The organism is Mesorhizobium sp. (genome assembly GCF_017306585.1).
Classification (GTDB): Bacteria; Pseudomonadota; Alphaproteobacteria; order Rhizobiales; family Rhizobiaceae; genus Mesorhizobium.
Genome location: NZ_JAFKIC010000206.1, coordinates 1 through 25,292 on the forward strand (window position 1 = coordinate 1; position 25,292 = coordinate 25,292).

Here is a 25,292-nt window from a genome sequence, read left to right on the forward strand (position 1 = left end):
TCGAGAATTGGCGAAAGCCGGAGGGACAGCCAATCTCCCTCCTTCAGGGGGAGATGTCCGGCAGGACAGAGGGGGGCGCCGTAGAGCGCTACCTTCGCACAGCTCGCGATTTTTCAAACGGCTCAATCGTCGGTGGCCGGGGTCAACTCAAGCTCCGCCGGCGTCAGCCCCTGGCGCAACTGGCTCAGCCGGAACTCATCCACCCAGTAGGCCTCGCCGTCCACCAGCACGCGGGCGCTGTAGGCGCCGTCGGCGAAGCTCTGCGCGGTGATGTAGACCTTATGAGCGTCGAGCGCCTTGCGCACGGCGGCGCGCTTGGCATTCTGGCCGGTGACGGGACTGAACATGACGCTGCCCTCGGTCGCCTCTCAAACGCAACATGGCCGCTCCCGCGGCACGGCGACGCCCCAAGGATGACGGAGACCCGTCCTCCTGTCAATTTGGCCTTACGAACCGCTGCTGTTGAGCTTCGTGCCGATCGCGGTGAACTTGGCGTTGATGGCATTGCCGAGCGCGCCGGCGCCGGTGATGATAGCAAGCGCGATAAGGGCGGCGATCAGGCCGTATTCGATGGCGGTCGCGCCGGATTCGTCCCGGATGAACCGGGAAACTGTTGCTGGCATTGCAAGCCCCTGATGACTGATCCCTCACGCAACCCTATAGCGACCGCAGGTTGCGGTTCGGTTAAGTTTTGCCAGCCTTTTTAAGGTGTTCCGGGGCCGGGTTGAATCAGGATCCGAAGTCTCGTCGCGGATTGCCGGCCCGCGAACGGATCAGTTCTTCAATCGCCGCATGCGGCGCATGACGCCCTGCACGGCCTTGAACAGCGCCGGCCTGGAGCGCACGTAAAGCTCGGTCTTGCCGCGCAGCCTGATATAGGCTGTGGCGCCCCTGCCCTTCAGCGTCATCGCCTGGCAGAGCTCGGCGAGCACCGCGCTCGAGGCGCCGATATGCTGCTTGTAGCCCTGGCTGCCCACCGACAGGTCGAAATAATCGAGCCCCTGGGAGCGCGCCCACATCATCAGCTTGCCGATGGTCGTCAGGCCGGGCGATACGTTGGGCACGGCGTCCTGGTCGATGCCGAGCAGCAGCGCGTGCAAGGTGCCTTGCTTGATCAGCACATAGATGGAAGCAAGCCATGCGTCGCCGACGCGCAGGCCGAACAGCCGCACCGAACCATCCGACAGCCCCCGCAAGGCGGCGGCGCGATAGAACTCGACGACCGGCGCCTGCGTCAGCAGATCGAAGCGGCCGAGTTCGCGAAAGCGGTTGAGCCTGAGCTCCAGCAGCGTGGCGAAATGCTGCTCCACCATGGCGGGCGTCTCGGCTTCCACCAAGGCGAGGCCGCCCATCTGTTCGAAGCGGCGGCAATGCTTGTGGAAGTTCTTCGAAAACGACGCCTTGCAGATGCGCTTGATCAGCGTCTCGGGATCGCCGTCCATGGCAAGGCCCGAAGCGATCTGGATGGAATCGCGCGACGCCGAAAGCAGCGCCAGCGGATTGGCGACGCCGTGAATCTCCTGCGGAATGCCGGCGACATGGATACGGTCCGCCGGCGGCAGCACGGCGCGCACCGCCGCCCAGGCGGCGTCAGCGCTTTGTGTCGTCCACGGCCTGGTATCGGCCAGCAGCGGCGCCGAGTAATCGCACACGCCGCAGCTCAGCCATTCGATGACATAGTGGCCGAGCGCCCGGCGCCGCATCAGCGGCAGAAGCATGACCGGAACGCCGGTGGCCGCGTCGTTGACCTCGACGACCAGCAGGACCGCGCTTTTGGGCATCAGCCGTTCGGCGATCCCCGTCACCCAGTCGAAACCCTGGTGACCGGTGCACAGGCCGGTCGCCTCGAACCGCCGCCACAGCAGCTTGACGCTGTCGAAACTGGTGTGCAGCCGCGCCGTATAGCGCACAGCGCCCACGCCGACCGTGGCCGGAGCAAGCAATCCGTCCGGCGTGTCGGTCATCGCGGCCTTTCTCACTGCCTGGCTAGCCAAGCGCTTCTCCTACTGTTCTGGCCCGCCTTCCCGGCATCCTCCACGCAAGCGCCTCACACCCCGCATCGTTCCCTGCGCCGCTTTCAGCAGCCTCGGGTTTGAGCGAACGAAAGCCTCGGTCCGGCTGCGGAAATTGATGGCGGTGCTGGCCGCACTGCCCCGCATCGTGAACCCGTGGCAAAGTTCGACCAGGACCGAACCCTTGGCGCCCAAATTTCCCTTGTAGCTCTGGCTGCCGACCGAAAGGTCGAAATAACCAAGGCCCTGCTCGCGCGCCCAAACCATCAACCTGCCCATGATCGCAAGTCCGGCCGACACATTCGGCGCCACGCTCTGATCCATGGCTATCATGAGAGCATGAACAGTGCCTTGATGAACCATGAGATATTGCACCGCGATCAGCGCTTCTCCCACACGCAGGCCGAACACACGCACCGATCCGTCGGCCAGGCCCCGGATCGCGGCATCGCGGTAGAAATCGACCACCGTTTCCTGCGTCAGAAGGTCGAACCGGGCAAGCTCGCGAAAACGGGCGAGCCGCATGCGCACCAGTTCGCCGAAGATCTTTTCCACCTCGGCCGGGTTGGCGGCCTCGACAAGCTCGACGCTGCCGATGCGCTCGAGCCGGCGCCAGTCCTTGTTGAACTCCTTGACGAAGGAGGGCCTGCAGACGCGCTTCAGCAACGTCTCCGCTTCACCGTCGATTGCAAGGCCAAAGGTGCTGTGGATGGAATCGCGCGCCTCCGCGAGCAGCGCAAGCGGATTGGCGACGCCTTGGATCTCGCGCGGAATCCCCGTTATGTGAAAACGGTCGGCACGCGGCAGCACGGAGCGGACCGCCGCCCATGCGGCCCGCGCGGAGTGCGCGGTCCAGGGCGTGGTATCAGCCAGAAGCGGCGCCGAATAGTCGCAGACGCCACAGCTCAGCCATTCGACGACCCGATGGTGAAAGGCACGCCGCCGCATAAGCGGCACCAGCATCCGGCACGCGCCGGTGGCGGCGTCGTTCACCTCGACGATCAGCGGCTCGGCGCCTTCCGGCATCAGGCGAGCAACGATTGCCTCGACCCAGGCATAGCGCTGGTGACCGGTGCAGATGCCGCTCTCCTGAAGCCGCAGCCAGAGCGGCCGGACCGTTTCGAGGCTGGTGTGCAGGCGCACGGTGAAAGCATCGTTGGCCGCGACCGGATGCAATTCCAGCCCGTCGGCCGAACTGGTCGGCACGGCAATTTGCACTGCCTCGACTGCCACGTCCCTCTCCTATCGTTTCGCCGGCGCGAACGTGACCGCCCGCCGCCACGACCCGAGCAGGCTGTTGCGCTGCTTGTCCGGGTGCTCGATGTTCCACATGCGGTGATGCGCGAAATACCAGGACAGCGCCAGCACGAAGGTCTCGGAGACCGCCGAACCCAGCAGCGCCCATGGCGGAGACGCGATTGCGAGCAGGATGGCGATCAGCGCCAGCCCGACGATCGCGCCGCCCATGGTGATGAACGCCACGATGCGGAAATCGCCGAGGATCTCCAGCACGATGCGCGGCATGATGTAGAGCATGATCGGCACGAAATTGGCGATCACGAACAGCCCGATGAAGCCGACCGAGGCATCCTGGAGGGCCTGCGACTTTATCATCGGCAGCACGAACAGGATGGCGCAGCCATAGGCGAGGCCGCCGAGCCCCATGACCAGCGACCACATCTTGGCCTGCGCCCAGACGCGGCGCGTCTCGTTCCTGCTCATCAGCTTGGCGAGCTCGGGCTGCGTCATGTTGACGAAGGCGAGGCTGATGATGCGCAGCGGCGCGAACAGCACCAGCACCGCCGCCAGCGGCGCGTAGGCGGCCGGCCCGGCGATGCCGGCCACCAGCAGCGCCAGGCACTGGCCCTGTATGTTGGTGGTGGTGGCGCTGAAGGCCGACCAGCAGAGCTGCCGCCAGAGCTTGGCATAGCGCCGCCGCGTCGGCATGCGGAAGGAGACGCGCAATGTGCGGCGCGCCAGGCGCACCAGAACGGCAATGCCCAGCACGTTCGCCGCCGCGAGCGCGTAGAACACGCTCTGCAGCACATCGCTCGCCATCCAGACCGCGAGCGCGGCCAGGAGCGTGCCGCCGATGGTGAAGGCGGCGTCGCTGATCGACACGATGACCTGCTGGCGGCGGGCGAAGAAAGCCGTGCGCATATGGCTGCGCAGCGACCAGGCGCCGACGAAGCAGCCGGCGGCGAGCCCGCTTGGGTCACCCAGCAGATGCATCAATATGCCGGTGCCGAGCGCCATCAGCAGCGCCACCACCAGCGCCGCCGATCCGAAGGCCACGTCATGGGCGTCAACGCCCGCCTTGTTGGTGCTCTTGCCCATCCATATCGAGGCGGGCACGGCGGTCAGCGACCTGATATAGGACAGGCCGACGCCGCCCATCACCATGGCGATGGCGAACAGGCCGTAGCCCTGCGCCGACAGCATGTGCAGCAACATGATGTTGAGCGCGAAGTGAAAGCCGCTCTGCATGGCCTCGCCGCCGATCATCAGCACGAGGCGCCGCACGAGATGGGCGGGGAATCTCACGGCCGTGTCTCCGCCTGGCGCGCGGTTGCCGCCCTGCCCGGCCTTGCCGCTGTCGTCTTGAGCTTGTCGGCGGCGATTGCCGCGATGGCGGCTGCCGCGACCGGCTCGCTGAAGATCGTCTCATAACGCTTGCGCCCGGCGGCGACGAAACCGCGCCACGCTTCTGGAGCGATGATGATCTCCCGCAGTTTCGCGGCCAGCGCGGCGGCATCGCCGGGCGGGACATGCCAGCCGGTCTCGCCATCGGCCACCACCTCGACCAGCCCGCCGATCGCCGACACCAGCGGCGGCCGGCCATAGGCCATCGCCTCGATGGCGACGCGGCCGAGCGATTCCGGGCGCCGCGACGGCACGGTGACGATATCGGCCCAGCGGTAATGTTCCGAAGGGTCCGGTATGAAGGGCAAGGCGCTGACCTGTCCGGCCAGGCCCATGGTCTCGACCAGTTCGGCCAGCGCGCGTTCGCGCTCGATGCTTTCGAAGGCGCTGCCGACCAGCCGCACCTCGACCCTCGACTTCAGCTCCGCCGGCATCGAGGCGATCGCCTCGAGCAGCACTTCCTGACCCTTGATCCGGTTGATGCGGCCAAGCAGCAGCACGCGCAGCGGACGCTTGCCGTCATAGGTCATCGGCTCGGGCGCGGCCGGGCCGGCGACGCCATTGTAGACGACATGGGAGCGCGCTGATTTGGGCTCGCCGAACGTAGCGCGCGTGGCGCGCGAATTGAAGATCAGGTCCGCGTGGCTCCAGTGCATAAGCCCGACCAGCACCCTGCGCATGGCGCCTTCCGGAATTTCGTGGATATGCAGCACCGCCTTGCGGGGGAGAAAGCGTGCGGCCAGCGCGTAGTCGGCGACGATGGAGGTGTTGACATAGGTGAGGTCGCAGGCGCGCATCCGCCGCCATGCCCTCAGCACCGCGAAAGGCAGCCGCGCCATTTCGATGGTGGCAAGGCGCAGGATCGCCTGCCGCCGCAGCACCCAGAGCGGCTCGAAGACGATCCGGCTGGCATGGGGTTCGAGAATCTGGACGATCGGTCCGCTTCGCGGCAGCACCACCTCGATGTCGGCGGACGGAAACGCGGCGCGCAACGCAGCCACGCTTTCGGCGAAGCTGCGGTCGGACCCGTAGAGTTCATAGCCCTGATGGATGCAGGCAATCCGCATATTCACATGCATCTTTCTGTCAGGGGTGGTTTGACGATCCCGCCGCCTGACGGTATCAGCGACCGGTAACTTCAAGTCCAACACCCCTTTGGACTTCACTGGTTGCCAGTATGGTCAAGACACGGAAGTAGAGCCGGATCACCACACCAATGCTGCACGCCTCCGCCGATTTTGGCGCACAGAAGCCTTCGAGCAAGGATCATGCCGGGCCTGATTTGTCTGTTAGCTGGTCGCCAGACGCCGGCAATGCCTCGTTTCGATACACATACGAGCGGAAAGTTGACCGATAGTGAAACAACCCGGGCGTTTGGAAGAAATATTTTACAACCCTAATGCAATGATGGCCGGGACTGAGTCTGGCGGGCACGCCGCAAGGCCGCGGTTTTTGAGATGATTGAGCCTTCCACAGCGGATCGAGCGGACCCGAAAGCGCCAACGGACATGAAACCGGAACAGCCCTCCATCCTGATCCTGGGAACACGCGGCATCCCCGCGGCCCATGGCGGCTTCGAAACCTTCGCCGAGAAGCTGGCGCTTTTCCTGGTCGCCCGTGGCTGGAAGGTCGGCGTCTATTGCCAGGAAGAGGTCGAGCGGGTGGACCGGAGGGTGCGCACCGAAACCTGGAACGGCATCGACCTCATCCACGTGCAGGTCGCCTCGAAAGGTCCGCGCGCGACGCTGGAATTCGACTGGCAATGCGTGCTCGACGCCGCGCGCCGGAACGGCGTGTGCCTCGTGCTCGGCTACAACGGCGCGGTCTTCCTGACCTGGCTCAGGCTGATGCGGCGCAAGGTCATCACCAACATGGACGGCATCGAGTGGCGGCGCCCCAAATGGGGTCCGGCGGCGCGCAGCTGGTTCTGGCTGAACGAGTGGATCGGCGCCTGGGCCTCGCACCGCCTCGTCGCCGACCATCCCGTCATCGCGGACCACCTGGCGACGCGCCGTCCGCGCAAGGCCATCTCCACCATCACCTATGGCGCCGACCCGGTGACGTCGGCCCCCGAAGCGCCGGTGCGCGCGCTCGGCCTCGAGCCAGGCAAATACCTGATCTCGATCGCGCGCATCGAGCCCGACAACAACATCCTGCCGATCGTCGAGGCCTTTCGCGGTCGGAAGAGCGACATGAAGCTGGTTGTGCTGGGCACGCTGTCCGACAAGATCCCCTATCATGTCGCGGTCCGCGAGGCGGCTGATGCCTCCGTGGTGCTGCCCGGCGCCATCTACGACCAGGCGGCGGTGAAGGCGCTGCGCTTTCACGCGCGCGCCTATATGCACGGCCACACGGTCGGCGGCACCAACCCGTCGCTGGTCGAGGCGCTGGCCGCCGGCAACATGGTGATCGCGCACGACAATCCCTACAACAGGTGGACCGCCGGCGCCGCCGCCATCTTCTTCAAGGACAAGGCAAGCTGCGCCGAGGCAATGCGGCGGGCGATGGAGGATGACGCGCTGGTCGCGGCCTGCGGCGGGGCGGCCCGTACGCGCGCCCGCGAAGCCTTCCGCTGGGAGGACGTGCTGCTTGCCTATGAGAACGAGGCCTACCGGCTGCTCGGCGTGAAAGCGGCGCGGCCGGCGGCGATCGACCGCCCCTCGCCCGGCGCGGTATGACCGGCTGGTCGCGGCGGCGGCTGCTGGGGACGGCGCTCTCCACGACGCTTGCGCCCGCCATGGCCGCGATCGCGGCGCTCCCGTCCACGCGGCCGGCGCGTGCCGCGACCGGTGAATGGCGCTTCCGCCGGGGCGTCAACGCCTGGCCCTGGTTTGCGCTGACGCGCGCATTTCCCGCGCCGCGCACCGATTATGCCTGGCCGCCCTTCCAGACGCAGCGCCCGGTGCCGACGCCAGACGACCTGCGCCGGCTGCGCGCCAGCGGCCTCGATTTCATCCGCCTGCCGGTCGATCCCGGCCCGTTCCTGGCAGGCGACGCGGCCACGCGCGGCAAGCTCCTGGACATGCTGGACGCGGCCGTCTCCGCCGCGCTCGACGCCGGGCTTGGCATCATCGTCAACGTGCAGGCCAATGCCGCTACCCATTACTGGAACCCCGACCGCATGGTTTCCAGCACCGCCGCGCCGGAATTCGAAGCCTATCGCGGCCTGGTCGGCGAACTTGCCGGCCGGCTGCAGCGCTTTACGCAGGACATGGTGGCGCTGGAGCCGGTCAACGAGCCGGCGCAATCCTGCGATTCCAACGTCTGGGGCCACGTCCAGGCCGCACTGCTGACAGCCGCCCGGGCATCGTCGGCGACCTTGCCGCTGGTGGTCACCGGCGGCTGCGGCTCGATGGTGAGCGGGCTGGCAGCGCTCGACCCGGCGCCGCTCTCGGCCTTCGAGCCGATCCTGTTCACCTTCCACTTCTACGAGCCCTATCTGTTCAGCCACCAGGGCGCGCCGTGGATGCGCGAGCCGGTCTATCGTTCTCTCAACAACGTGCCGTGGCCGGCCTCCGCCGGCTCGCTGGAACAGACGCTGGCCTCGGTCCGGGCGCGCATGGCCACGGATACCGAAACCTCCGAAGCGGACAAAAAAGCGGCCTACGCCGAAACCGAGCGCGTGCTGAAGGTCTATTTCGACGCCAGGCCCGACCGCTGGTTCATCGACAAATATCTCGCCCAGGCGCGCGCCTGGGCCGATGCCCACGGCATAGCGCCCGAGCGCGTCATCATGGGCGAGTTCGGCGCGCTGCGCACCGACGCCCGCTACACCGCCGCCCCCAACCCCGACCGCGCCCGCTACATCTCGGACGTCAGGCAAAGCGCGGAGGCCGCCGGCTTCCCCTGGGCCTTCTGGGACCTCTTCGACGGCATGGGCATGATGGACGACAAAACCCGCGTGCTGGACCCGGCGATGGTCGAGGCGCTGGGGTTGAGGATGGTGGAGTAGCCCTTAGCTTCGTCATCCTAGGGCGGAGCAAGGAGCGAAGCGACGCGCGCAGACCCTAGGATCCATGCCGCGACTCGCGAACGCTACCACGGCGCAGAACGTCACCATCCGGTGCCGCGAAAAAGTTCGAACCATTCCGGATTGGTCTTCTCGATCAAGTCGATCTTCCATTGTCGTGACCAGCGTTTCAGCGACTTCTCGCGCTGGATCGCATCGGTTATGTCGAAATATTCCTCGTACCAAACAAGGCGTTGCACGCCGTAGCGGCTGGTAAAGCCCGCGCCTTGGCCAGACCTGTGCTCGGGCATGCGGCGTCCGAGGTCGTTGGTGACGCCGATGTATATTGTGCCGCGTTTCTGGCTCGCAGTCATGTAGACATACCCGGTCATGCTTCGATTCTAATCTGGTGTTGTTTGAGGTGACAATTCTGGATCGCTGCGTCACTCGATCGGCGTCGCGGCATGGATCCTAGGGTCTGCGCGCGTCGCTTCGCTCCTTGCTTCGCCCTAGGATGACGAAACGCGTGGGTGCGTCTGCACTCTTCGCCCCACCACCACCGGCCGATACAGCACCAGCGAACTTGGTCATGATCGTCGTCTAACGGCGCTTCGGACGAGGCTTGGGCGACGCAGCATGCAAGCTATCTGTGAGATCGCGCAGCTTCCGGGCATTGACGACATCCGAGCCCATATAACCGATGAAGCAACTTCGAATTTTCTCGCGCATCAACATTGCGGAAGGACAGCGCAGCGTTTGGTGGCCTTCTGCCATGAAGAGCCAGTCAATGAATTGTTCTGCTGTTACCTTGCCTCGCTCGGGAAAGAAGTCGGTAACATGCACAAAACCTTCTTCTTGTAAGCTCCCGCAATAGCCATAGCCCACGCAGACAGCCCTCATTAGCCCGTCGAAGTCTGGTCTATTTGGCATAAGGAAACCCGGCAACCGGGTCGAACTGGCGATGCGTCAATCAATCATGCAGATCGCACGCTCGTCAATGCCGAGCTTTGTCTCCAATCCAACCAACCCGGTCGTTTGCATTTATGAGCTCACGTCCTAGGGTCTGCGCGCGTTGCTTCGCTCCTTGCTTCGCCCTAGGATGACGAAAGAAGGGGAGAGCCTGACGCTAACGGCGGAGGTCCAGCCGCGCTTTCATCCCCCTCAGAACACCATCTTCAACCCGACATTGGTGTCGATGCTGGCATTGTTGTTGAAGGCGGTGCCGTTGATGGCGCCATGGAGCGAGACGGTGTCGGTCATCTTCCAGTCCCCACCGAGGCCAAAGGTGGCGCCGAAGAGATTGGCGTCGCCTCCCGCCACGGTCGAGTCGATGCCGAGAAGGCTGACATTCGTTCCCGAGCCCTGGATGCGGTGCAGGCCGACGACGCCAACGGTGGTGAAGAGGCTCCAGCGCGCATTGTCGAACTGGAGCTTGGCCAGTGCCCGCTCCTCCAGGAAGCCGGTATAGTGCCGGGATACCGTCATGTCGGCGCTCGAACCGGTTTCGCTGTAGCCTTCCGCGTCGACGCCGAGATAGCGGACGCGCAGTTGCGGCGTCAGGCTGACGCCGGGCCGCAACGCGACATGATAGCCAACGGCGAGCTCGGGCGAGAAGAAGGTCGAGCCATAGTCGCCGCTGGCCGTCTCAGTGGCGAGGCCGTTGGTGATCAGGCGCTCGGAACGGTTGGCGGCATAGCCGCCGGTAAGATTTCCCTCGACAAAGGCGGCACCGGGCGACCAGCCGCCATAGAGCCCGGCATAGTACCATTTCGACTTGAGCGAGGCGTCGCCGTCGGTCTCGGTGCGGCTGTCGGCGAGACCGAAGAAGCCGCCGAGGCGCAGCGTGTCCGAGACGCGATGATCGCCGCCGAAGGCGACGCCGACGAAATTCATCCAGGAGGAGGCATTGGCCGCGTCCTGCGAGACGGTGCTCCGCCCGACCAGGACCCGCGACCAGACGATGTTGCCGGCGGCATCGCCGATGGCGCCGTTGGAAAAGTGCGAGAACGCGTTTTCCTGGCCTGAACCGGGCAACGCCGCGGAGGCAAATCTCCGGTCGACGGCATCGTCGTCGGCATAGGCGAGCGCGCCGCCGGAGGAACCGGCGACCGGCAAGGACGCCGACGACTGCGAAAGCGCATCGCTGGCGAGGCCCGAGAGCGAGCGGGTGATGTCGAGCGCGCTGCGCGCGCCGGCCTGCACCGCGGAACCATCGGCGACGATGATCTGGTCTGGCTTCACGACATAGGCGCTGCCGGCGGTGACGATCGTGTTGTCCGCGGCATCGTAATTGGCGACATCGAGGATCCAACTGCCATGGCCGAAGCGGGTAGTGTTGCCGCTGGTGCCGGCATAGTCGATCGCGCCATCGAAGCGAGCCCCCTTGTCCAGGCCGACGCTGTTGCCGTTTCCATGCAGCAGGACCGCGGCAGCACCACCCGAGATGAGGCCTGTATTGGTCAGCGTGAGGGCGTCATTGGCGTAGACGCCGTATCGGGTGCCCGCGATGGTCCCCGAATTGTCGATGGTCGTCTTGGTGACCTGTGAAGAGACGCCGTCCATGCCGGTGATCGTGCCACGGTTGGTCAACGCCAGGGACGAGGCTGCAGCCGAGTTTCCAGCATAGACGCCAAATATGCCCGTGCCGCCGATGGCCCCCGAATTGTCGATCGTCGTCTTGGCGGCTTGTGACAAGACCCCGTACAAGCCGGTGATCGTGCCACGGTTGGTCAATGCCACCGACGTGTTGGCAGCCAAGTCGTAGGTATAGATGCCAAAGACGCTCGAGCCGCCGATGGTCCCCGAATTGTCGATCGTCGTCGTGGCGACTTGCGAATAGACGCCGAATGTGCCCCCCGTGATCGTACCGCTGTTGGTCAGCGCCAGAGACGCGTCGGCGGAAGCACTTTTAGCATAGATGCCAGCAGTGTCGGCGGTGATGGTCCCCGAATTGTCAACCGTCGTCGCGGCGACCTGCGAATAGACGCCGTACATGCCGGTGATCGCGCCACTGTTGGCCAAGCTCAGAGAGGAGCCGGCCGACGTGTCGTCGACGGAGATGCCGTAGCCCACATTGCCGTCGATGATGCCCGAATTGGTGATCGTATTGGTGATGCCCATGCTCGCCACGGCGATGGAGGTGGCATCGCCGGCCAGGAGGCGGATCTCGCCTGAATTGTCGAGTGTCAGGTTCCCGCCGGTAGACAAGGCTGCGTATTTGCCCGAGATCGTACCGGTATTGGTGGCGGTCAGGTCATTGAACGCGAGGATGCCGATATAGGTGTCGCCAAGTATCGTGCCGCTGTTCGTCAGGGTGAGGTTACGGCCCCATATCCCAGAATAACTGCCCTCGATCGTGCCATCGTTGACGATCGTCGACGACCCGCCAAAGGAGTTCAATTGGATCGCCGTGCCGGAGGTCGCATTGATGCTGCCGCCGACACGATTGGTCAACTTCAGAGCGCCCTGCAGGAACAGTCCGGTGCCGCCGACGATGCCGCCTGAATTGTCGATCGTGGTGGAGTCCGAGCTCGACGTATCACGGATGCCGAAGCTTCCCCCACTGATCTCGCCCGTCACGCTATTGGTGAGGTCGAGATGGCCGCTCGCGTAGATGCCGACGAAATCGCCGTCGATCCTACCGTCGTTGAGGATCGTCGAGACGCCGCTGCTGCCCAAGCGAATGGCGGTGCCGCTCGTTCCCAAGATGGCGCCGCCGGTGCGGTTGGTAAGGGTCAGCGCCCCCTGCAGGTCGATTGCCGGCGTCCCGTAAATCGTGCCGGCATTGTCGATCGTGGTGGTGTCGGTGCTCCCTGTATCACGAACGCCGCCCCCTCCGATCATGCCCGTCGCGCTATTCGTCAGGTCGAGATCGCCATTCGTGACGATGCCGCAGATCACCGTCGCATTGGTGTAGGCTCCGCTGGTGGCCGGCATCAGGCAACTGCCGCGCGCCACCACGGGCGCGGCGAGAAGCGCAAGGGTCGATGCGGAGGCAAGGAGAAACGGCTTGATCTGCAAGGGGCGGGTTCTCGGAGGCTGGAACTGTCCCACCCTTGCCACGAATCCGTTGCGCAATCTTCACGTTCCCGACAACCGCATCAGACTATTTCTGGGAGCAGTTTTGCGGCTGAGTGCCTGCCACCGGCATGCCGATATTCGTGGTAAAGTGGAGCATCCGTCGCCGCCTAGGACGACTAGGCGCTCGGCTGCGTTTGGGGCCGCCCCACCGCCACCACCACCGGCCGATACAGCACCAGCGCCATCACCACGAACTTGGTCAGCAGCGTCGTCTTCGAGGCGATGCTTTCGGAGGTGTTGAGCAGGATCAGCCAGCCGATCATCAGGAGCCAGATGCCGGGGCCGCAGCGGCGGGCGACCTCGTAGAGGAACAGGGCCAGGCTGAAGAAGATCAGCAGGGTGAAGAAGGCACCCTGGTAGATGGTCATGCGGATCACCGGGTTTTCGATGCCCTGTTCCAGCCCGCTGATGCGGCGCAGGCTCTCGACAAGGTCGATATCGGGACCGACGATGATGTCGCGCAGCTCGAAATGGTTGAACAGGTCGAACATCTCGACGCGGGCGTTGGCGCTGCCGGAATCCGAGACGAAGCGTTCGAGCAGCGCGTCGAAGAAGCCGTAAGAGGCCGCGACCGCGATGACCACCGGCACCAGCGCGGCGAGGATGAAGCCGAGCGCGGCGCCGAGCAGGTTGATGCGGCCCGTGCGCAAGGTGCGCAGGCCCTGGATGAGCATGTAGCAGCCGCCGAGCGCGATGGTCAGCACCATGGCCGAGCGACCGCCGAAGGCGACCAGCGCCGCGCATTGCAGGCCGATCAGCCCGAGCCGCAGCGGCGTCGGCAGCGAGCGCGCGCCCGAAAGCAGCGACAGCACATAGATCGAGGTGACCGTGGCGTTGGCGAGCGGATGTCCCTGGAGCGCTGTCGAGCGCAGGTCGGTCATGAACGCCTCGCCGTCGAGGCGATAGGGAAAGATCAGCGTCTTGGTGGCGAATTCGAACAGCGCCAGCAGCGCGTTGGCCGTCATTACCACATGCACGACCTTCTGCAGCCGGCCGAAGGTCTTGTCGTCAGCTTCCGCGAGCATCATGACCAGCAGCGCCGGCGCCACGAACGTATCGATCATGCCGGCCATGCCGGGCCGCTGCCGCAAGATGACGACGATGAGCAGCACGATCGAGATGACCGCCATCAGCGTGCTGGCCGGCCGCCTGTCGGCGACCGAGACCATATAGCCGATGGGATTGCCGAAGGTGCAGGCCCGCCAGGCAAAGAGAAGCACCAGGAGATAGGTCGAAGGATGGATCTTGGTGGCCGGGTTGCCGATCAGGCCGTCATAATTATAGCCCACCAGCCACAGCATGCCGCCAGACACGCTGAACAGCACCGCCACCATCACCACCAGGCCGGATTGCGTCACCCAGTCCATGGACGCGCCGGCGCGCGGCGCGGCGGCGCCACGGCCGGAAGCGGCCCAGCTGGCGGACATGTCAGGCCGCCTCGTCGACCAGCAAGGCGCCGGTCGGCAACCGCCCCATCACCGAGATCGCCTCCGAGGTCGCGTTGACCTCGCGCATCGACGTCGTGTTCAGCGTGGCGACGAGCACGATCTCGTCGACCATGGCGACCAGCGGCGAAGCGTTGAGATTGTCGGCCAGCGCGCCGCCGTCGACGACCACCAGCTGGAAGTCGCGGCTCGCCTGCGCCAGCATGTGCTGCGTGAAATAAACGCCCTGCGCTTCCGAGAACGCGGCCGTCTGCCGGCCCCGGCCCAGCACCGCGACATTGCTGCCGGGCGCGTTCTGGCTCACCGCCTGGAAAGCGTATTCGCCGCGCAGCACGTCGAGCAGGCCGGGCTGCGGCTCCTTCTTGCCGCTGGCGGCATTGGTGTCGATGTAGAGCACGCGGCTGCCGCGCGCGGCCGCCGCATTGGCGAGCAGCCGCGCCACACGGCCGCGCTGGGCGGCATCCTCGGGCGGCGAGGTCACCAGGATCGACGGCACCAGCGGCCAGTTCGGCGGGCGCCGGCTGGCGGCGAACAGGCGCCGCAGCGCCAGCCCGGCGACGGCGTCCATCTTCTGGTTGGCCGTGGTCGCGGCGCGGCCGAAGGGCCACCAGCGACGGCCGCCGGACTTGCCCGGCAGGACGCCGAACACAGGCGCGTCGATGGCCGACTGCATCTGCCGGCTCGAAAGCACGGTGGGCGAGGAATATTCGGCGATCAGCGCCAGCCCGGTGCCCAGTCCCAGCCCGCCGAACAGGGCGCCGAACAGCAGGAGCGGCAGCGGCGGCCAGCTCTTCTTCAAGGCGGGCATGGCCTCTGAGATGATGCGCGCATTGGTGCTGTCGACATTGATCTGCTCGCGCGTTTCCTGCGCGCGCTGCAGGTAGGTGGCGTAGACCGAGCGCACCGCTTCGAGGTCGCGCTGCAATTCGCGCAGCCTGACCGAAGCCTGGTCGGTGTCGAGCGACTTGCTCTTCATGCCGGCGACCTTGGCCTCCAGCGCCTGCTGGTTGGCCAGCGCGCGCTCATAATCGGCATCGGCCGCCGAGGCGATGCGCGCGAGCTCGCGCGCGATCAGCGCACGCGTGTCGCGCAGCTGCTGCTGGGCCGCGATCAGCGCGGGGTGGCGCGGTCCGAGCTGCGTGCCGAGCTGCGAAACCTGATCGACGAGCGTCGCCTCCTGCGCCCGCAGGCTCGATATCGTCGACGAGCGCATGGCTTCCGAAGTCGCGTCCGGCGCGCCGCCCGAGCGGCGCAGCTGGTCGACCTGCGCCTTCAGCGCGGCGGTGCGGCTTTGCGCGGCCGAAAGCTGCGTGTTGATCTCGGTCAGTTCCTGGTCGCTGACCAGATTGCCCGCCGCCATCACCATGTTGTTGGCGGATTTGTAGGCCTCGACGGCGTTCTCGGCCGCCTGCACCCGCTTGCGCTGTTCGTCGAGCCGCGCGCTGATGGAATCGGAAGCGTCGGTGGCCATCTTGGCGCGCGCGCTCGCCTGGTCGGCCAGGTAGGCGCGCGCGATGGCGTTGGCCAGCATCGCCGCCTTGTCGGCGCTCTTGGCGGTGACGACCACGTCGAGCACCAGCACCTTGTCGGCGCGCTTGACCGCCAGGCGCCGGCGCAAGGCATCGAGCGTCTTGCCCGTCTTGTCGGTTTCGGCCGATCCCGAACCGAGCACGCTGCCCAACAGCCGCGACAGCAGGCCCTGCCCGTTGAACTCTGGATCCTCGGTCAGGTTGGTGTCCTTGATCGCGCGCAACAGCACGCCGCTCGACTGGACGACGGCAACCTGGCTTTCGACCATGGTGATGCCGCCATCGGGCGGCACGCGGCTCGGATTGACGTCGTTGGTGACCACCTGCAGGTCCTGCGGATCGACGATGATCTCGGCCACCGAACTGTAGAGCGCCGGCGTCAGCAATCCGTAGAGCAGCGTCAAAAGGGTCAGCAGTGCCGCGGTGGCCAGGATCAGGAAACGGCGGCGCACCAATATGCGCTTGAGGTCGCCGAGCTCGACGCTCGAGCCTGGCTGGGGCGGCGTCGGCCCCGGCTCCGGGACATAGTGAATGACCTCGGGAGCATGTTGTTGCGGCAACGAGAGCAGGGATGATTGCAAAGGTCGCTCCGACAACACTCCATGTGCCTGCAAGTTAAAATTGCGGCCTAACCCTAGCTATTCCTCCAACTGTTAAAACACTGTTAATTATGTTGGGAGCTCTTCTGATTTTTGGCACGGACTTTGCGTAGTAAAGGCACGGACGTGTTGACACGGGCGCAAGCGGCGGGAGACGGATGGAAATGGGGCAGCGTTTCATTTTGCCCCATCCACCCGGGCATCCCCGGTGCCCTGATTTCGGACACGACACGGATTTCGAACGCGACACGAGGGGTGCGACATGCGGGTGAGCCTGCGCCTGGACAGTGAATGCCTGCGTGAGGTCCACCTGACGCTGCTCAAGCGCCTGTCGGCATTGCCCGATGTCGAGGTGTCCGCCGATGCCAGGCCGGCCGCCGGCGGCGTTCCAGGCAACGCCGCGGCCCTGTTCCAGCTCGAGACTGTCATCCATGGCATGTCGGCGGATGGTGCGGCCAAACGCGTGCCGCCCTCCGCGCTGGCCCCCTACAAGAACTCTTCGACCGCCGCGCCCGATCTGGTGATCGACCTTTGCGGCGACGTGGCCCGCGACGGCGCGCGCGTCTGGCGCGTCACCTATGACGGCGCCGCCGGCGAAGCCGCCCTGCTGGCGGCGATCCTCAATGGCCGGACCCCGGTCGCCCGCGTCGAGGAGAATGGCGCCGCCATCGCCGAGGGGCGCCTCGGCACCGAATATGGCGGCGTCGCCATCGCTTCCTTCCAGGACATGCTGGCGCGCACGGCGAGCCTGATCGTCGCGGCCGTGACCGGTGCGGCTGGCGCCGGCCTGCCCGTATTGCCCGAGCCCGCGCAAGCCGCCGGGCCGGCGGCCATGCCTTCCGGCGCCAAGCTCGGCATCAGGGCCGGCAAGGCGCTGGCGCGGCGCATCGTCCAGAAAATCTACCACCTCTGCTACAACGCCCCGCACTGGAAAGTCGGCTGGCGCCAGACCAATGGAAGCGACCTTTACGACCTGCGCGCCCATCCCGCGACGGGATGGCGGGACCTGCCCGACGACGGCACCCGCTTCTACGCCGACCCGTTTCCCCTGCTTTACAAGGGACAGGTAACGCTGTTCGTCGAGGACTATATCCACCGCACCGGCAAGGCCGTCCTGTCCGCCGTGCCGTTCGGCCCGTCCGGCCCGGTCGGTCGCCCGGAGCCGGTGCTCGACCTGCCCTACCACCTCTCTTACCCCTTCGTCTTCGAACGCGACGGCGAGGTCTGGATGGTGCCCGAGAGCTGCGCCAACCGCACGGTCGACCTCTACCGCGCCACCGCTTTCCCCGGCGGCTGGGTCAAGGAGGCGACGCTCATATCCGATATCGTCGCCAGCGACGCCACGCTGGTCGAGCATGGCGGGCGCTGGTGGCTGTTCGCCACGGTGCGCGACGGCGGCGGCGCCTTCTCCGACGCGCTGCATCTTTGGTCGGCGCCGGACTTTCGCGGGCCCTGGACGCCGCATCCCAAAAATCCCGTGCTGGTCGACATCGCCTCGGCGCGCCCGGCGGGACGCATGGTCGAACGCAACGGCCAGTTGCTGCGCCCCGTGCAGGACTGCCGCAGGAGCTATGGCGCCGCACTCGGCATCGCACGCGTCACTCACCTTGATTTGACTGGCATGGAGCAGGTCGTGGAGACGATCTTAACCCCTGGGCCGCTATGGAATGGACGCAAGCTGCATACGCTCAACGAGGCAGGCGGCCTGGAATTCATCGACGGCTCGGCGATCGCGCCGCGCTGGAAACAACGGCCCGGCCGTTAAGGTAAACAAGTGTTACTACCGGCCACGCGTGCTGGTTGCTTGAGGTTGATAAAGGGCTGGAAGATAGTTTCCACCACAGATTGTGGAGAGAAACGATGACCAGCAGAAAGGGAAGCGACATGACCACCGCCCAGGCTGGCCCGGCCGAAGTCGACGTAGCGATCGTTGGCGCCGGAATGGCCGGCACCACCTTGGCCATGGTGTTGGGAAACGCCGGCCGCAAGGTGGCGCTGATCGATCCGCACCGCGTCCATCACGAAGAGTTCCGAGCTGAGAAGATCGGCATGAGCCAGATGCGGCAGTTCGAGAAACTCGGCATCGACAGGGCGATCATGCCTCTCGTCACCCCGATGAACGACATCTATGTCTTCCGCCTCGGCCAGTTGTTCGCACGCGAAAATAAGTGGGAATATGCCTTTTCCTACGGCGCGCTGATCAACGGCCTGCGCGATGCCCTGCCGCCGCAAGTGCCGCTGACCGTCGGCAAGGTGGCCGAGGTTTCGACCGGACCGGACCGGCAGCGCCTGGTGCTCACCGACGGCTCCGTCATCGAGGCCCGGCTGCTGGTGGTGGCCACCGGCTACAGCGAGGCGCTGCGTCGCGCCATCGGCGTCGAGCGCATCGAACTGTCGAAGGCGCATTCGATGGCGATGGGGTTCGATCTCGCAATATCGCCCAGGGATTGCCCCTATCAGGCCGTGACCTCCTACGGCAAGCGGGCCTCCGAGCGCATCGCCTACACCAGCGTCTTTCCCATCGGCGACAGGATGCGGGTGAACGTATTCCTCTATCGCAACCTCGCAGAATCCTGGACCAAGGCATTTCGCGAGGCGCCGCAGAAGATGCTGTGCGACCTAATGCCCGAGATCGCGGCGCAGTGCGGCAATTTCGAAGTGTCGGGGCCCGTCGACGTCAGGCAGGTCAGCCTGACCAAAACGCAGGGCCATCGCCGCGACGGCGTCGTCTTCGTCGGTGACGCATTCTGGACGACATGCCCGACGCCGGGCATCGGCATTGGCCGGGTGATGACCGACATCGATCAGCTCTGCACGGTCCACATCCCGAAATGGCTCGAAACGCCGGGAATGACGGCGGACAAGATCAACGCCTTCTATGACGACCCGATCAAGGTGGCCTCGGACGAGGAAGGGATGCGTCTGAGCATCTACGCCAAGCGCATCACCACCGAAACCGGACTGGAGTGGCGCGTGCGGCGCCTGCGCAACAATACGGCGCGGCAGCTTATGATCATCGGGCGCAAGATGCGCCATTTGGGATTGCGGCGGGAGCCCGGAATGGCGTGAGGGTCCTCCCACTCTTCTCGCGCCATCGAAGGCAGAGGCGTCTTCCCTTCTCCTTTCCCCGGGGAGAAGGGAAGCGCTCGCCGTTCGGCGCGCGTTGAAAAGCGCGGACAGGCGGACATCGCCAAAGCAAAAGGCGCGATCGACCGACCGCGCCTTCCGGTTTCTTCAGCACTATGCCGGACCGCTCAGGGCGGCGGCTTGCTCCCTGAGGGAGCGGCCGTGATGGCCGACAGCCGCTGGCGCTTCTGCCAGCTCGGCTTCTCGTATTTCTTCACCTAATATGCCCTCCGCGTTGGATGCGGCGCCAGAAGAACTGGTTCGTTGCCGGCTGTCAATTGTGCCAGGGCAGGCACTCGCGGCTTCGCCGGTGGAAATAAGCCCTGCCGGGCAGCCCGTCGTGCCATTCCAGATTCATCTATTGCTTATCGGCCACACCGCCGGATTTTAAACAGGGCCCGCCCCGGCCGCGCCGTTGACAATCATCGGCGACGCAGGAAAGGGTCGCGACTTGAGGGCAATAGGGGATAGTTTCATGAAGAAGACATATCAGAAGCCGGTTCTGCTGAAGCGCGAGAAGCTCTCGGCCGTCACGGCCATCTGCCCGACGTCGGTCTGCGTCTAAGGGCAAATCACCGCTTCAAGACACAAGCCCGCGGGCTCCGGCCGGCGGGCTTTTTCGTGAGCGCGCCGGACGGATGCGCTCCCCTCACCCCAGTCGCAGTCCGGCCTTGCGCGCCACCTCGCGCAGAAACGGCAGGCCGACGCCGATGACGTCGTCGGGATTCTCCGCCACCGGTCGCCACACGGCGAGGCCACCGGCAATGTCGACATCGACATGGTTCATGCTTTCCAGCGTGATGGCGCCGGTATAGCCGATGTCCGCGATGGCCTTCATGCAGGCGTCCCAGTTCAGCATGCCGCGCCCCGGCACGCCGCGATTGGCTTCCGAGACATGGACATAGCCGAGATAGGGCGCGGCGGCCTTGAAGCCGGCCTCGAAGCTCTCCTCCTCGATATGCATGTGGTAGGTGTCGAGATGGATGAAGATGTTGTCGGCGCCGACGCGTTCGATGATCCGCGTCGCATCGATGCCCCGGTTGATCAGATGCGTCTCGTAGCGGTTGCAGGGCTCGATGCCGAGCTTCAGCCCATGCGCCCCGGCGGCCCTGGCGGCGCGGACGAGGAAGCGGCACATGCCGTCGATTTCGTCCGTGGTCGGCGCGCGGCCTGAGGTCTTGCCGATCGTGCCGTAGGTGACGCCGCCGAGGGCTGCGCTGCCCACCGCCTCGCAGACGCCGAAGGCCGGTTCGAGGAAGGCCAGCGCCTCATCCGGCCGCGCCACCACGTCGAGTGAGGCCGGCAGGCCAAGCGACGGAATAAGCTCGACATTCCAGCGTTCGGCGAAAGCCTTTGTGCGCCTGGTGTCGATCTCCTCGGGGCGCAGCAGCGGGATTTCGAGCAGGCCGATGCCCAGCCCCTTCAGCCGCTCCATCTGCGGCTCGATCAGGTCGAGGTCCCAGACCGGGGCGATGGCGAAAGTGTGCAGTCCGAAGGTGTTCATCTCAGCCTCTCTGTTCATGCGCCGCCGCGGCGCTGGTGTCGCCGCCGCCGACGATGCGGCCGACGACTTCGTTCATGTTGGTTTTCGCGGTGGTCAGGTTCGCCTCGGCGCGCCCGTGGCGCAGCACCACGATGCGGTCGGTGACCGCCAGCACATCGTTCAGCCGGTGCGATATCAGGATGACCGATATGCCTTCCGACCTCAGCCGCCGGATGAGGTCGAGCACGCTCTGCACCTCCCGCACGGCAAGTGCCGCCGTCGGCTCGTCCATGATCACCAGCTTGGGGTTGAAGGTCAGCGCCCTGGCGATCGCCACCGTCTGCTGCTGGCCGCCGGAGAACGAGCCGACCGAGCGGTTGATCGACGGCAGATGCGCGCCCAGCCGCTCGATCATCCCGGCCGCCTCGCGATCCATCCGCGCCTTGTCGACGAAACCCGGAATGAGCCCGAACCATTTCTTCACCGGCTCGCGGCCGAGGAAGATGTTGGCGGCGACGTCCTGCTGCTTGGCCAGCGACAGGTCCTGGTAGATCATCTCGATGCCGAGCCGGCGCCGCTGGCCGGGGTCGAGCGGCAGGATATCCCTTCCGTCGAGCTGGATCGAACCGGCATCGGCCCGGTAGATGCCGGTGATGGTCTTCATCAGCGTCGACTTGCCGGCGCCATTGTCGCCGACCAGGCCGATCACTTCGCCCGCCTCGATCGAGAGGTCGACGCCATGCAGCACGTCGACCGCGCCGAAACTCTTGCGGATGCCTTTGAGCGTAAGAAGGGTCATACGCGGGCCTCCTTGCGCACCTGGTACTGGTCGATGAACACAGCCAGGATCAGCACCGCGCCGATCGCCATCTGCTGGTAGTAGGACTGGACGGCTAGCAGCGTCAGCCCGTTCTGCAGCACGCCCATGATCAGCGCGCCGATCATGGTGCCGAGGATGGAGGCGCGGCCGCCGAACAGGTTGGTGCCGCCGATGATCGCCGCCGTGATGGCCGTCAGCTCGTAATTGATGCCCGCGGTCGGATCGCCGGCATTGACGCGGGCGGTAAACAGCAGGCCGGCGAGACCGGCCAGCACGCCCGACAGCGTGTAGATGATGCGCCTGTGGTGTTCGACGCGGATGCCGGCCGCGCGGGCAGCACCCTCACTATCCCCCAGCGCCAGCGTGTGGCGGCCAAAGCGCGTATAGGCGAGCAGGCAGTGCGCCACGATTGCCGTCAGCACGAAGATGATGACCGGCATGGGCACGCCGAACGGACGGCCCTGGCCGAGATAGACGATCTCCGCCGGCAGGCCGTAGATCGCCCTGCCCTGCGAGATGACCAGCGCCAGCCCGCGCGCAAGACCCAACATGCCGAGCGTGACGATGAAGGCCGGCACGAAGGCGCGGGTGACAAGCTGGCCGTTGATATGGCCGGCAATGCCGCCGGCGATTATGCAGGCAAGCACCGCCAGCGGCCACGGCCAGCCGAGATTGACGGCGACGAAGGCGCCGGCCACGCCCGAAAGCCCCATCACCGAGCCCAGCGAGAGATCGAGCCCACCCGAGCCGATGACGAAGGTGGCGGCGATCGCCAGCACACCGATCGTCGAGGTCGCGAGCAGGATGTTGAGGAAGTTGCTGAGCGACAGGAAATAGGGCGACAGCACCGCCATGACGGCGCTGAGCGCCACCAGCACCAGCAGCGATTCCAGCCGGATGTGAAGCCGTTCGACGGAGGCGCGCTGGACGCGGGACCAGAGGCCGGGCTGCGCTGTTTGGGAAGCCATTTTTGCACCTCTTGTGAGGCAATAGGCAGTAGGGCTTAGGCAGTAGGGAAGATCGGATGTCTTCGCCATCGAACCGGCGGCACCTACTGCCTACTGCCTACTGCCTACTGCCTACTGCCTACTGCCTATTCCCTTCCTTACTTGACGTATTCCAGCATCGGCTCCTTGCCGGCGTCGATGACCTCCTTGGTCAGCACCAGCGTCGGCACGGCGATGCTGTCCTCGACCTTCTCGCCGGCCAGCGCCTTCTTGACGTTCTCGACCGCCTGCTTGCCGACGAGGTAGGGAAGCTGCGCCACCGAGGCGTTGAGGCGGCCTTCCTTGATCGACTTCACCGCATCGGAATTGCCGTCGACGCCGATGATGGTCACCTGCGGACCCTTGCCGGCGGCGTAGACGGATTCGACCGCGCCGAGCGCCATGCCGTCATTGGCGCAGAAGATGGCGACGAGATCGGGATGCGCCGTCAGCGTGTCGGTGGCGATCGAGGCGGCCTTGCCGCGATCCCAGTCGCCCGGCAGTGAAGCGACGATCTCCAGGCCCGGCGCCAGTTCCTTCAGCTTGTCGGCAAAACCCTTGGCGCGCTTCTCCCCGGTGATGTTGCCCGACAGGCCCTCGATCACCAGCACCGGCCCCTTGGCGTCCTTGCCGAGCTTGGAGACGAGATATTCCGCCCCTTGCGCGCCCGCGGCATTGTTGTCGGAGCCGATATGGAAGGTCACCTTGATGCCTTCCTTGTCGAGCACGGCCTGGTCGAGATTGTTGTCGAGGTCGACGATCTTGACGCCGGCCTCCTGCGCCACCTTCAGGCAGGGCAGAAGGTTGGTGGAGTTGATGGCCGCGGTGATCATGGCCGCCGGCTTGCGCTCCAGCATCGTGTTGCACAGGTTGAGCTGCGGCTCGGCTGCCTGGTCGCTTTCTGCCGCCTGCTCGAAGATCTTGACGCCCGCGCCCTTGGCGCCGGCTTCCACGCCCTGGCTCATCGCGCCCCAGAACGGATTGGCCAACGTCTTCATCAGCACGCCGTATTCGGCGTCCTCGGCCTTGGCCGATGTGGCCGCGCACACTGCCATGGCGACGCCAAAAGCAAGAGTAAATCGATTTATCCTGAGAACGAACGCAGTCATGTCTTCCTCCCTGTTGATGTTAGATGCCGCGAGCCGGGGCCAGGCGCGGCGCCAAACCAGTCTCGACAATGGGGGCTATTGTCGGTTTCCTCCCCCTTCATGCGGGCCGTTGCCTGGCGAGCCAACGGATTCCCGCATCAAAACCCGGCAGGGTTCAAGCCGCGCCTTCGGCGGCCCCTCCCCACCCTCGATCCTCGCGAACAGCGCCTCCATCGCGTGGCCCGCGATCTGGCGCACTGGCTGCACCACGGCGGCGATGGCCGGCCATGTCACCTGCATCCATTCGGCGTCGTCGAAGCCGACCAGCGAAATGTCGTTGGGGCAATGCCAGCCGCGCCGGCGGAACTCCGAAAGCGCCACCAGCGTGCCCTTGAGGAACAGCGAATAGACGGCGGTCGGTCGCTCGCCCTTCCCTTCGCCCCGATCCTTGCCCTCACAGGCATCGAAATAGTCGCGCAATTGCGCCCTGAGCGGCCCGACATCGCTTTCGGCCAGCACGACATCGATGCGCATGCCGGGCGCCAGCTGCAGCGCCGCGCCGCGAAACCCGTCGAGGCGCGCCCTGACCGTGGCCGCCTGCTCGCCGAGGCCGACGACGAGGATATGGCGATGGCCCTTGCCGACCAGTTCGCGCGCCACCTCCGCACTCGCCGCCGCGCTGTCGGCCGACACCGTATCGAAGGCGTCGTCGGACAGCACGCGGTCGATCAGCACGCCGGTCATGCCATTGGCCTTCATGAAGTCGGCCGCCGGGCCATGCTCGTTGCGCACCGGCGCCAGCACCACGCCGGCGACGCGCCAGTCATGCATGCGCGCCAGGATCTCCTTTTCGCGCGCTTCGGATTCGCGGCTCGAAGCCGCCACCAGCGTATAGCCGCGCTGCTCGGCCAGCCCTTCGAGCTCGGTGATCATCTGGCCGAAGAATTCGCTTTCGAATTCCGGCATGATGGCGCCGATGATGCGGCGCTTGGCCCGGCGCATATCCGACGCCAGCGGATCGACGCGGTAGCCCAGCTGCTCGACGGCATCGAAGACGCGCTGCGCATTCTCGGGCTTGACCGTGGTGACGCCCGCCAGCACCTTGGAGACGGTGGCCGCCGACACGCCGGCACGGCTCGCCACGTCGTGGATCGACGACCGCCGCTGCTGATCCTGCCTGTGCGCCATGAAACCTCCTCCCCGAGGTGCGGACATCAGCATTTTCTGTCCACGCCAAAATGAGTAAATCGATTTTTCGCAGTTGTAAATCGGTTCACCGTCGGTATTTTACCTCAGGTAAAAGCGCAGCCGCTGCGCGCCGGGAGGAATAACCATGCCAAACAGCAGCTTGCCGCTGGTCATCAGCGCGCCGGAACCACGCACGCTGGAACTCATCTTCACGCCGCCGCAACTGGCGCGGCTCAGGGCCGGCTATCGCATCGTCGAGACGACGGCCGACGGGGTCGCGAAGCTGCCCGCCGAAACACTGGCCGAGGCTCGCTACATCATCGGCCAGCCGCCGATCTCGGCCG

At 65.6% G+C, this 25,292-nt stretch carries 20 protein-coding genes and 1 pseudogene; 5 read left to right on the plus strand and 16 right to left on the minus strand.

Features of this window, described 5'->3' with window-relative positions; genetic code table 11:
• Positions 1-122: 122 nt before the first annotated feature.
• The 6 genes from J0I79_RS25315 to J0I79_RS25340 form a co-directional block, all read right to left on the minus strand.
• A complete protein-coding gene (locus J0I79_RS25315; RefSeq protein WP_292865731.1) occupies positions 123-347 on the minus strand; it encodes a hypothetical protein in 225 nt (74 codons plus the stop codon).
• Between the two features lie 99 nt (positions 348-446).
• Positions 447-623, minus strand: coding sequence for a Flp family type IVb pilin (locus tag J0I79_RS25320; protein ID WP_292865734.1), 177 nt, complete (start codon positions 621-623; stop codon positions 447-449).
• Positions 624-773: 150 nt separating this feature from the next.
• Positions 774-1,994 carry a GNAT family N-acetyltransferase gene (locus J0I79_RS25325; protein ID WP_292865737.1) on the minus strand — a complete coding sequence of 407 codons (1,221 nt, stop codon included), beginning with the start codon at positions 1,992-1,994 and terminating at the stop codon, positions 774-776.
• Positions 1,995-2,003: 9 nt separating this feature from the next.
• Positions 2,004-3,194, minus strand: coding sequence for a GNAT family N-acetyltransferase (locus J0I79_RS25330; protein ID WP_292865785.1), 1,191 nt, complete (start codon positions 3,192-3,194; stop codon positions 2,004-2,006).
• A 60-nt stretch (positions 3,195-3,254) separates the two neighbouring features.
• Positions 3,255-4,556, minus strand: coding sequence for a hypothetical protein (locus J0I79_RS25335; protein ID WP_292865740.1), 1,302 nt, complete (start codon positions 4,554-4,556; stop codon positions 3,255-3,257).
• Positions 4,553-5,722, minus strand: a complete 1,170-nt coding sequence (locus tag J0I79_RS25340) for a glycosyltransferase (RefSeq protein ID WP_292865788.1) — start codon at positions 5,720-5,722, stop codon at positions 4,553-4,555. Before J0I79_RS25340 ends, J0I79_RS25335 begins: the two co-directional genes overlap by 4 nt.
• A gap of 441 nt (positions 5,723-6,163) precedes the next feature.
• On the opposite strand from J0I79_RS25340, the gene J0I79_RS25345 reads away from it, so the two are divergent.
• Both J0I79_RS25345 and J0I79_RS25350 read left to right on the plus strand, forming a co-directional pair.
• Positions 6,164-7,333, plus strand: coding sequence for a DUF1972 domain-containing protein (locus tag J0I79_RS25345; RefSeq protein WP_292865743.1), 1,170 nt, complete (start codon positions 6,164-6,166; stop codon positions 7,331-7,333).
• Positions 7,330-8,607 carry a cellulase family glycosylhydrolase gene (locus tag J0I79_RS25350; protein WP_292865746.1) on the plus strand — a complete coding sequence of 426 codons (1,278 nt, stop codon included), beginning with the start codon at positions 7,330-7,332 and terminating at the stop codon, positions 8,605-8,607. Before J0I79_RS25345 ends, J0I79_RS25350 begins: the two co-directional genes overlap by 4 nt.
• Before the next feature lie 101 nt (positions 8,608-8,708).
• On the opposite strand, the gene J0I79_RS25355 is transcribed toward J0I79_RS25350, so the two are convergent.
• The 5 genes from J0I79_RS25355 to J0I79_RS25375 all read right to left on the minus strand — a co-directional run bounded on the left by J0I79_RS25355 (position 8,709) and on the right by J0I79_RS25375 (position 16,239).
• Positions 8,709-8,996, minus strand: coding sequence for a GIY-YIG nuclease family protein (locus J0I79_RS25355; RefSeq protein ID WP_292865749.1), 288 nt, complete (start codon positions 8,994-8,996; stop codon positions 8,709-8,711).
• A gap of 208 nt (positions 8,997-9,204) precedes the next feature.
• Positions 9,205-9,489, minus strand: coding sequence for a hypothetical protein (locus J0I79_RS25360; protein ID WP_292865752.1), 285 nt, complete (start codon positions 9,487-9,489; stop codon positions 9,205-9,207).
• Positions 9,490-9,765: 276 nt separating this feature from the next.
• Positions 9,766-12,624: an autotransporter domain-containing protein gene (locus J0I79_RS25365; RefSeq protein ID WP_292865754.1), complete on the minus strand. Its 2,859-nt coding sequence runs from the start codon at positions 12,622-12,624 to the stop codon at positions 9,766-9,768.
• Positions 12,625-12,800: 176 nt separating this feature from the next.
• Positions 12,801-14,111, minus strand: a complete 1,311-nt coding sequence (locus tag J0I79_RS25370; RefSeq protein WP_292865757.1) for a VpsF family polysaccharide biosynthesis protein — start codon at positions 14,109-14,111, stop codon at positions 12,801-12,803.
• A gap of 1 nt (position 14,112) precedes the next feature.
• Complete coding sequence (locus J0I79_RS25375) at positions 14,113-16,239, minus strand: Wzz/FepE/Etk N-terminal domain-containing protein (protein ID WP_292865760.1); 2,127 nt, start codon at positions 16,237-16,239, stop codon at positions 14,113-14,115.
• A 280-nt stretch (positions 16,240-16,519) separates the two neighbouring features.
• Between J0I79_RS25375 and J0I79_RS25380 the strand changes: the two genes are divergently transcribed.
• Together J0I79_RS25380 and J0I79_RS25385 are read left to right on the plus strand one after the other, a co-directional pair.
• Complete coding sequence (locus tag J0I79_RS25380) at positions 16,520-18,022, plus strand: formyl transferase (RefSeq protein WP_292865763.1); 1,503 nt, start codon at positions 16,520-16,522, stop codon at positions 18,020-18,022.
• A 95-nt stretch (positions 18,023-18,117) separates the two neighbouring features.
• Complete coding sequence (locus tag J0I79_RS25385) at positions 18,118-19,326, plus strand: NAD(P)/FAD-dependent oxidoreductase (RefSeq protein WP_292865766.1); 1,209 nt, start codon at positions 18,118-18,120, stop codon at positions 19,324-19,326.
• Between the two features lie 706 nt (positions 19,327-20,032).
• On the opposite strand, the gene J0I79_RS25390 is transcribed toward J0I79_RS25385, so the two are convergent.
• From J0I79_RS25390 to J0I79_RS25410, 5 genes are all read right to left on the minus strand, one after another.
• Positions 20,033-20,887 (minus strand): sugar phosphate isomerase/epimerase family protein, encoded by an 855-nt coding sequence (locus J0I79_RS25390; RefSeq protein WP_292865769.1) that lies wholly within the window; start codon positions 20,885-20,887, stop codon positions 20,033-20,035.
• Position 20,888: 1 nt separating this feature from the next.
• Entirely contained in the window at positions 20,889-21,665 is a 777-nt protein-coding gene (locus tag J0I79_RS25395) for an ATP-binding cassette domain-containing protein (RefSeq protein ID WP_292865772.1), read from the minus strand.
• Positions 21,662-22,654 carry an ABC transporter permease gene (locus tag J0I79_RS25400; protein ID WP_292865776.1) on the minus strand — a complete coding sequence of 331 codons (993 nt, stop codon included), beginning with the start codon at positions 22,652-22,654 and terminating at the stop codon, positions 21,662-21,664. The genes J0I79_RS25395 and J0I79_RS25400 overlap by 4 nt, the downstream gene beginning before the upstream one ends.
• 137 nt (positions 22,655-22,791) lie before the next feature.
• Positions 22,792-23,781, minus strand: a complete 990-nt coding sequence (locus tag J0I79_RS25405) for a substrate-binding domain-containing protein (protein ID WP_292865779.1) — start codon at positions 23,779-23,781, stop codon at positions 22,792-22,794.
• Between the two features lie 75 nt (positions 23,782-23,856).
• A complete protein-coding gene (locus tag J0I79_RS25410; RefSeq protein WP_292865782.1) occupies positions 23,857-24,948 on the minus strand; it encodes a LacI family DNA-binding transcriptional regulator in 1,092 nt (363 codons plus the stop codon).
• Between the two features lie 145 nt (positions 24,949-25,093).
• Here J0I79_RS25410 and J0I79_RS25415 point away from each other — a divergent pair.
• Positions 25,094-25,292: pseudogene (locus J0I79_RS25415) on the plus strand (hydroxyacid dehydrogenase); the annotation flags it as partial.

Bases quoted from the DNA above. Each gene is read 5' to 3' on its own strand.
- J0I79_RS25315 (WP_292865731.1), bottom strand. From the start codon at position 347: ATGTTCAGTCCCGTCACCGGCCAGAATGCCAAGCGCGCCGCCGTGCGC.
- J0I79_RS25350 (WP_292865746.1), top strand. From the start codon at position 7,330: ATGACCGGCTGGTCGCGGCGGCGGCTGCTGGGGACGGCGCTCTCCACG.
- J0I79_RS25385 (WP_292865766.1), top strand. From the start codon at position 18,118: ATGACCAGCAGAAAGGGAAGCGACATGACCACCGCCCAGGCTGGCCCG.
- J0I79_RS25340 (WP_292865788.1), bottom strand. From the start codon at position 5,722: ATGCGGATTGCCTGCATCCATCAGGGCTATGAACTCTACGGGTCCGAC.
- J0I79_RS25320 (WP_292865734.1), bottom strand. From the start codon at position 623: ATGCCAGCAACAGTTTCCCGGTTCATCCGGGACGAATCCGGCGCGACC.
- J0I79_RS25400 (WP_292865776.1), bottom strand. From the start codon at position 22,654: ATGGCTTCCCAAACAGCGCAGCCCGGCCTCTGGTCCCGCGTCCAGCGC.
- J0I79_RS25355 (WP_292865749.1), bottom strand. From the start codon at position 8,996: ATGACCGGGTATGTCTACATGACTGCGAGCCAGAAACGCGGCACAATA.
- J0I79_RS25345 (WP_292865743.1), top strand. From the start codon at position 6,164: ATGAAACCGGAACAGCCCTCCATCCTGATCCTGGGAACACGCGGCATC.
- J0I79_RS25390 (WP_292865769.1), bottom strand. From the start codon at position 20,887: ATGAACACCTTCGGACTGCACACTTTCGCCATCGCCCCGGTCTGGGAC.
- J0I79_RS25405 (WP_292865779.1), bottom strand. From the start codon at position 23,781: ATGACTGCGTTCGTTCTCAGGATAAATCGATTTACTCTTGCTTTTGGC.
- J0I79_RS25410 (WP_292865782.1), bottom strand. From the start codon at position 24,948: ATGGCGCACAGGCAGGATCAGCAGCGGCGGTCGTCGATCCACGACGTG.
- J0I79_RS25380 (WP_292865763.1), top strand. From the start codon at position 16,520: ATGCGGGTGAGCCTGCGCCTGGACAGTGAATGCCTGCGTGAGGTCCAC.
- J0I79_RS25370 (WP_292865757.1), bottom strand. From the start codon at position 14,111: ATGTCCGCCAGCTGGGCCGCTTCCGGCCGTGGCGCCGCCGCGCCGCGC.
- J0I79_RS25395 (WP_292865772.1), bottom strand. From the start codon at position 21,665: ATGACCCTTCTTACGCTCAAAGGCATCCGCAAGAGTTTCGGCGCGGTC.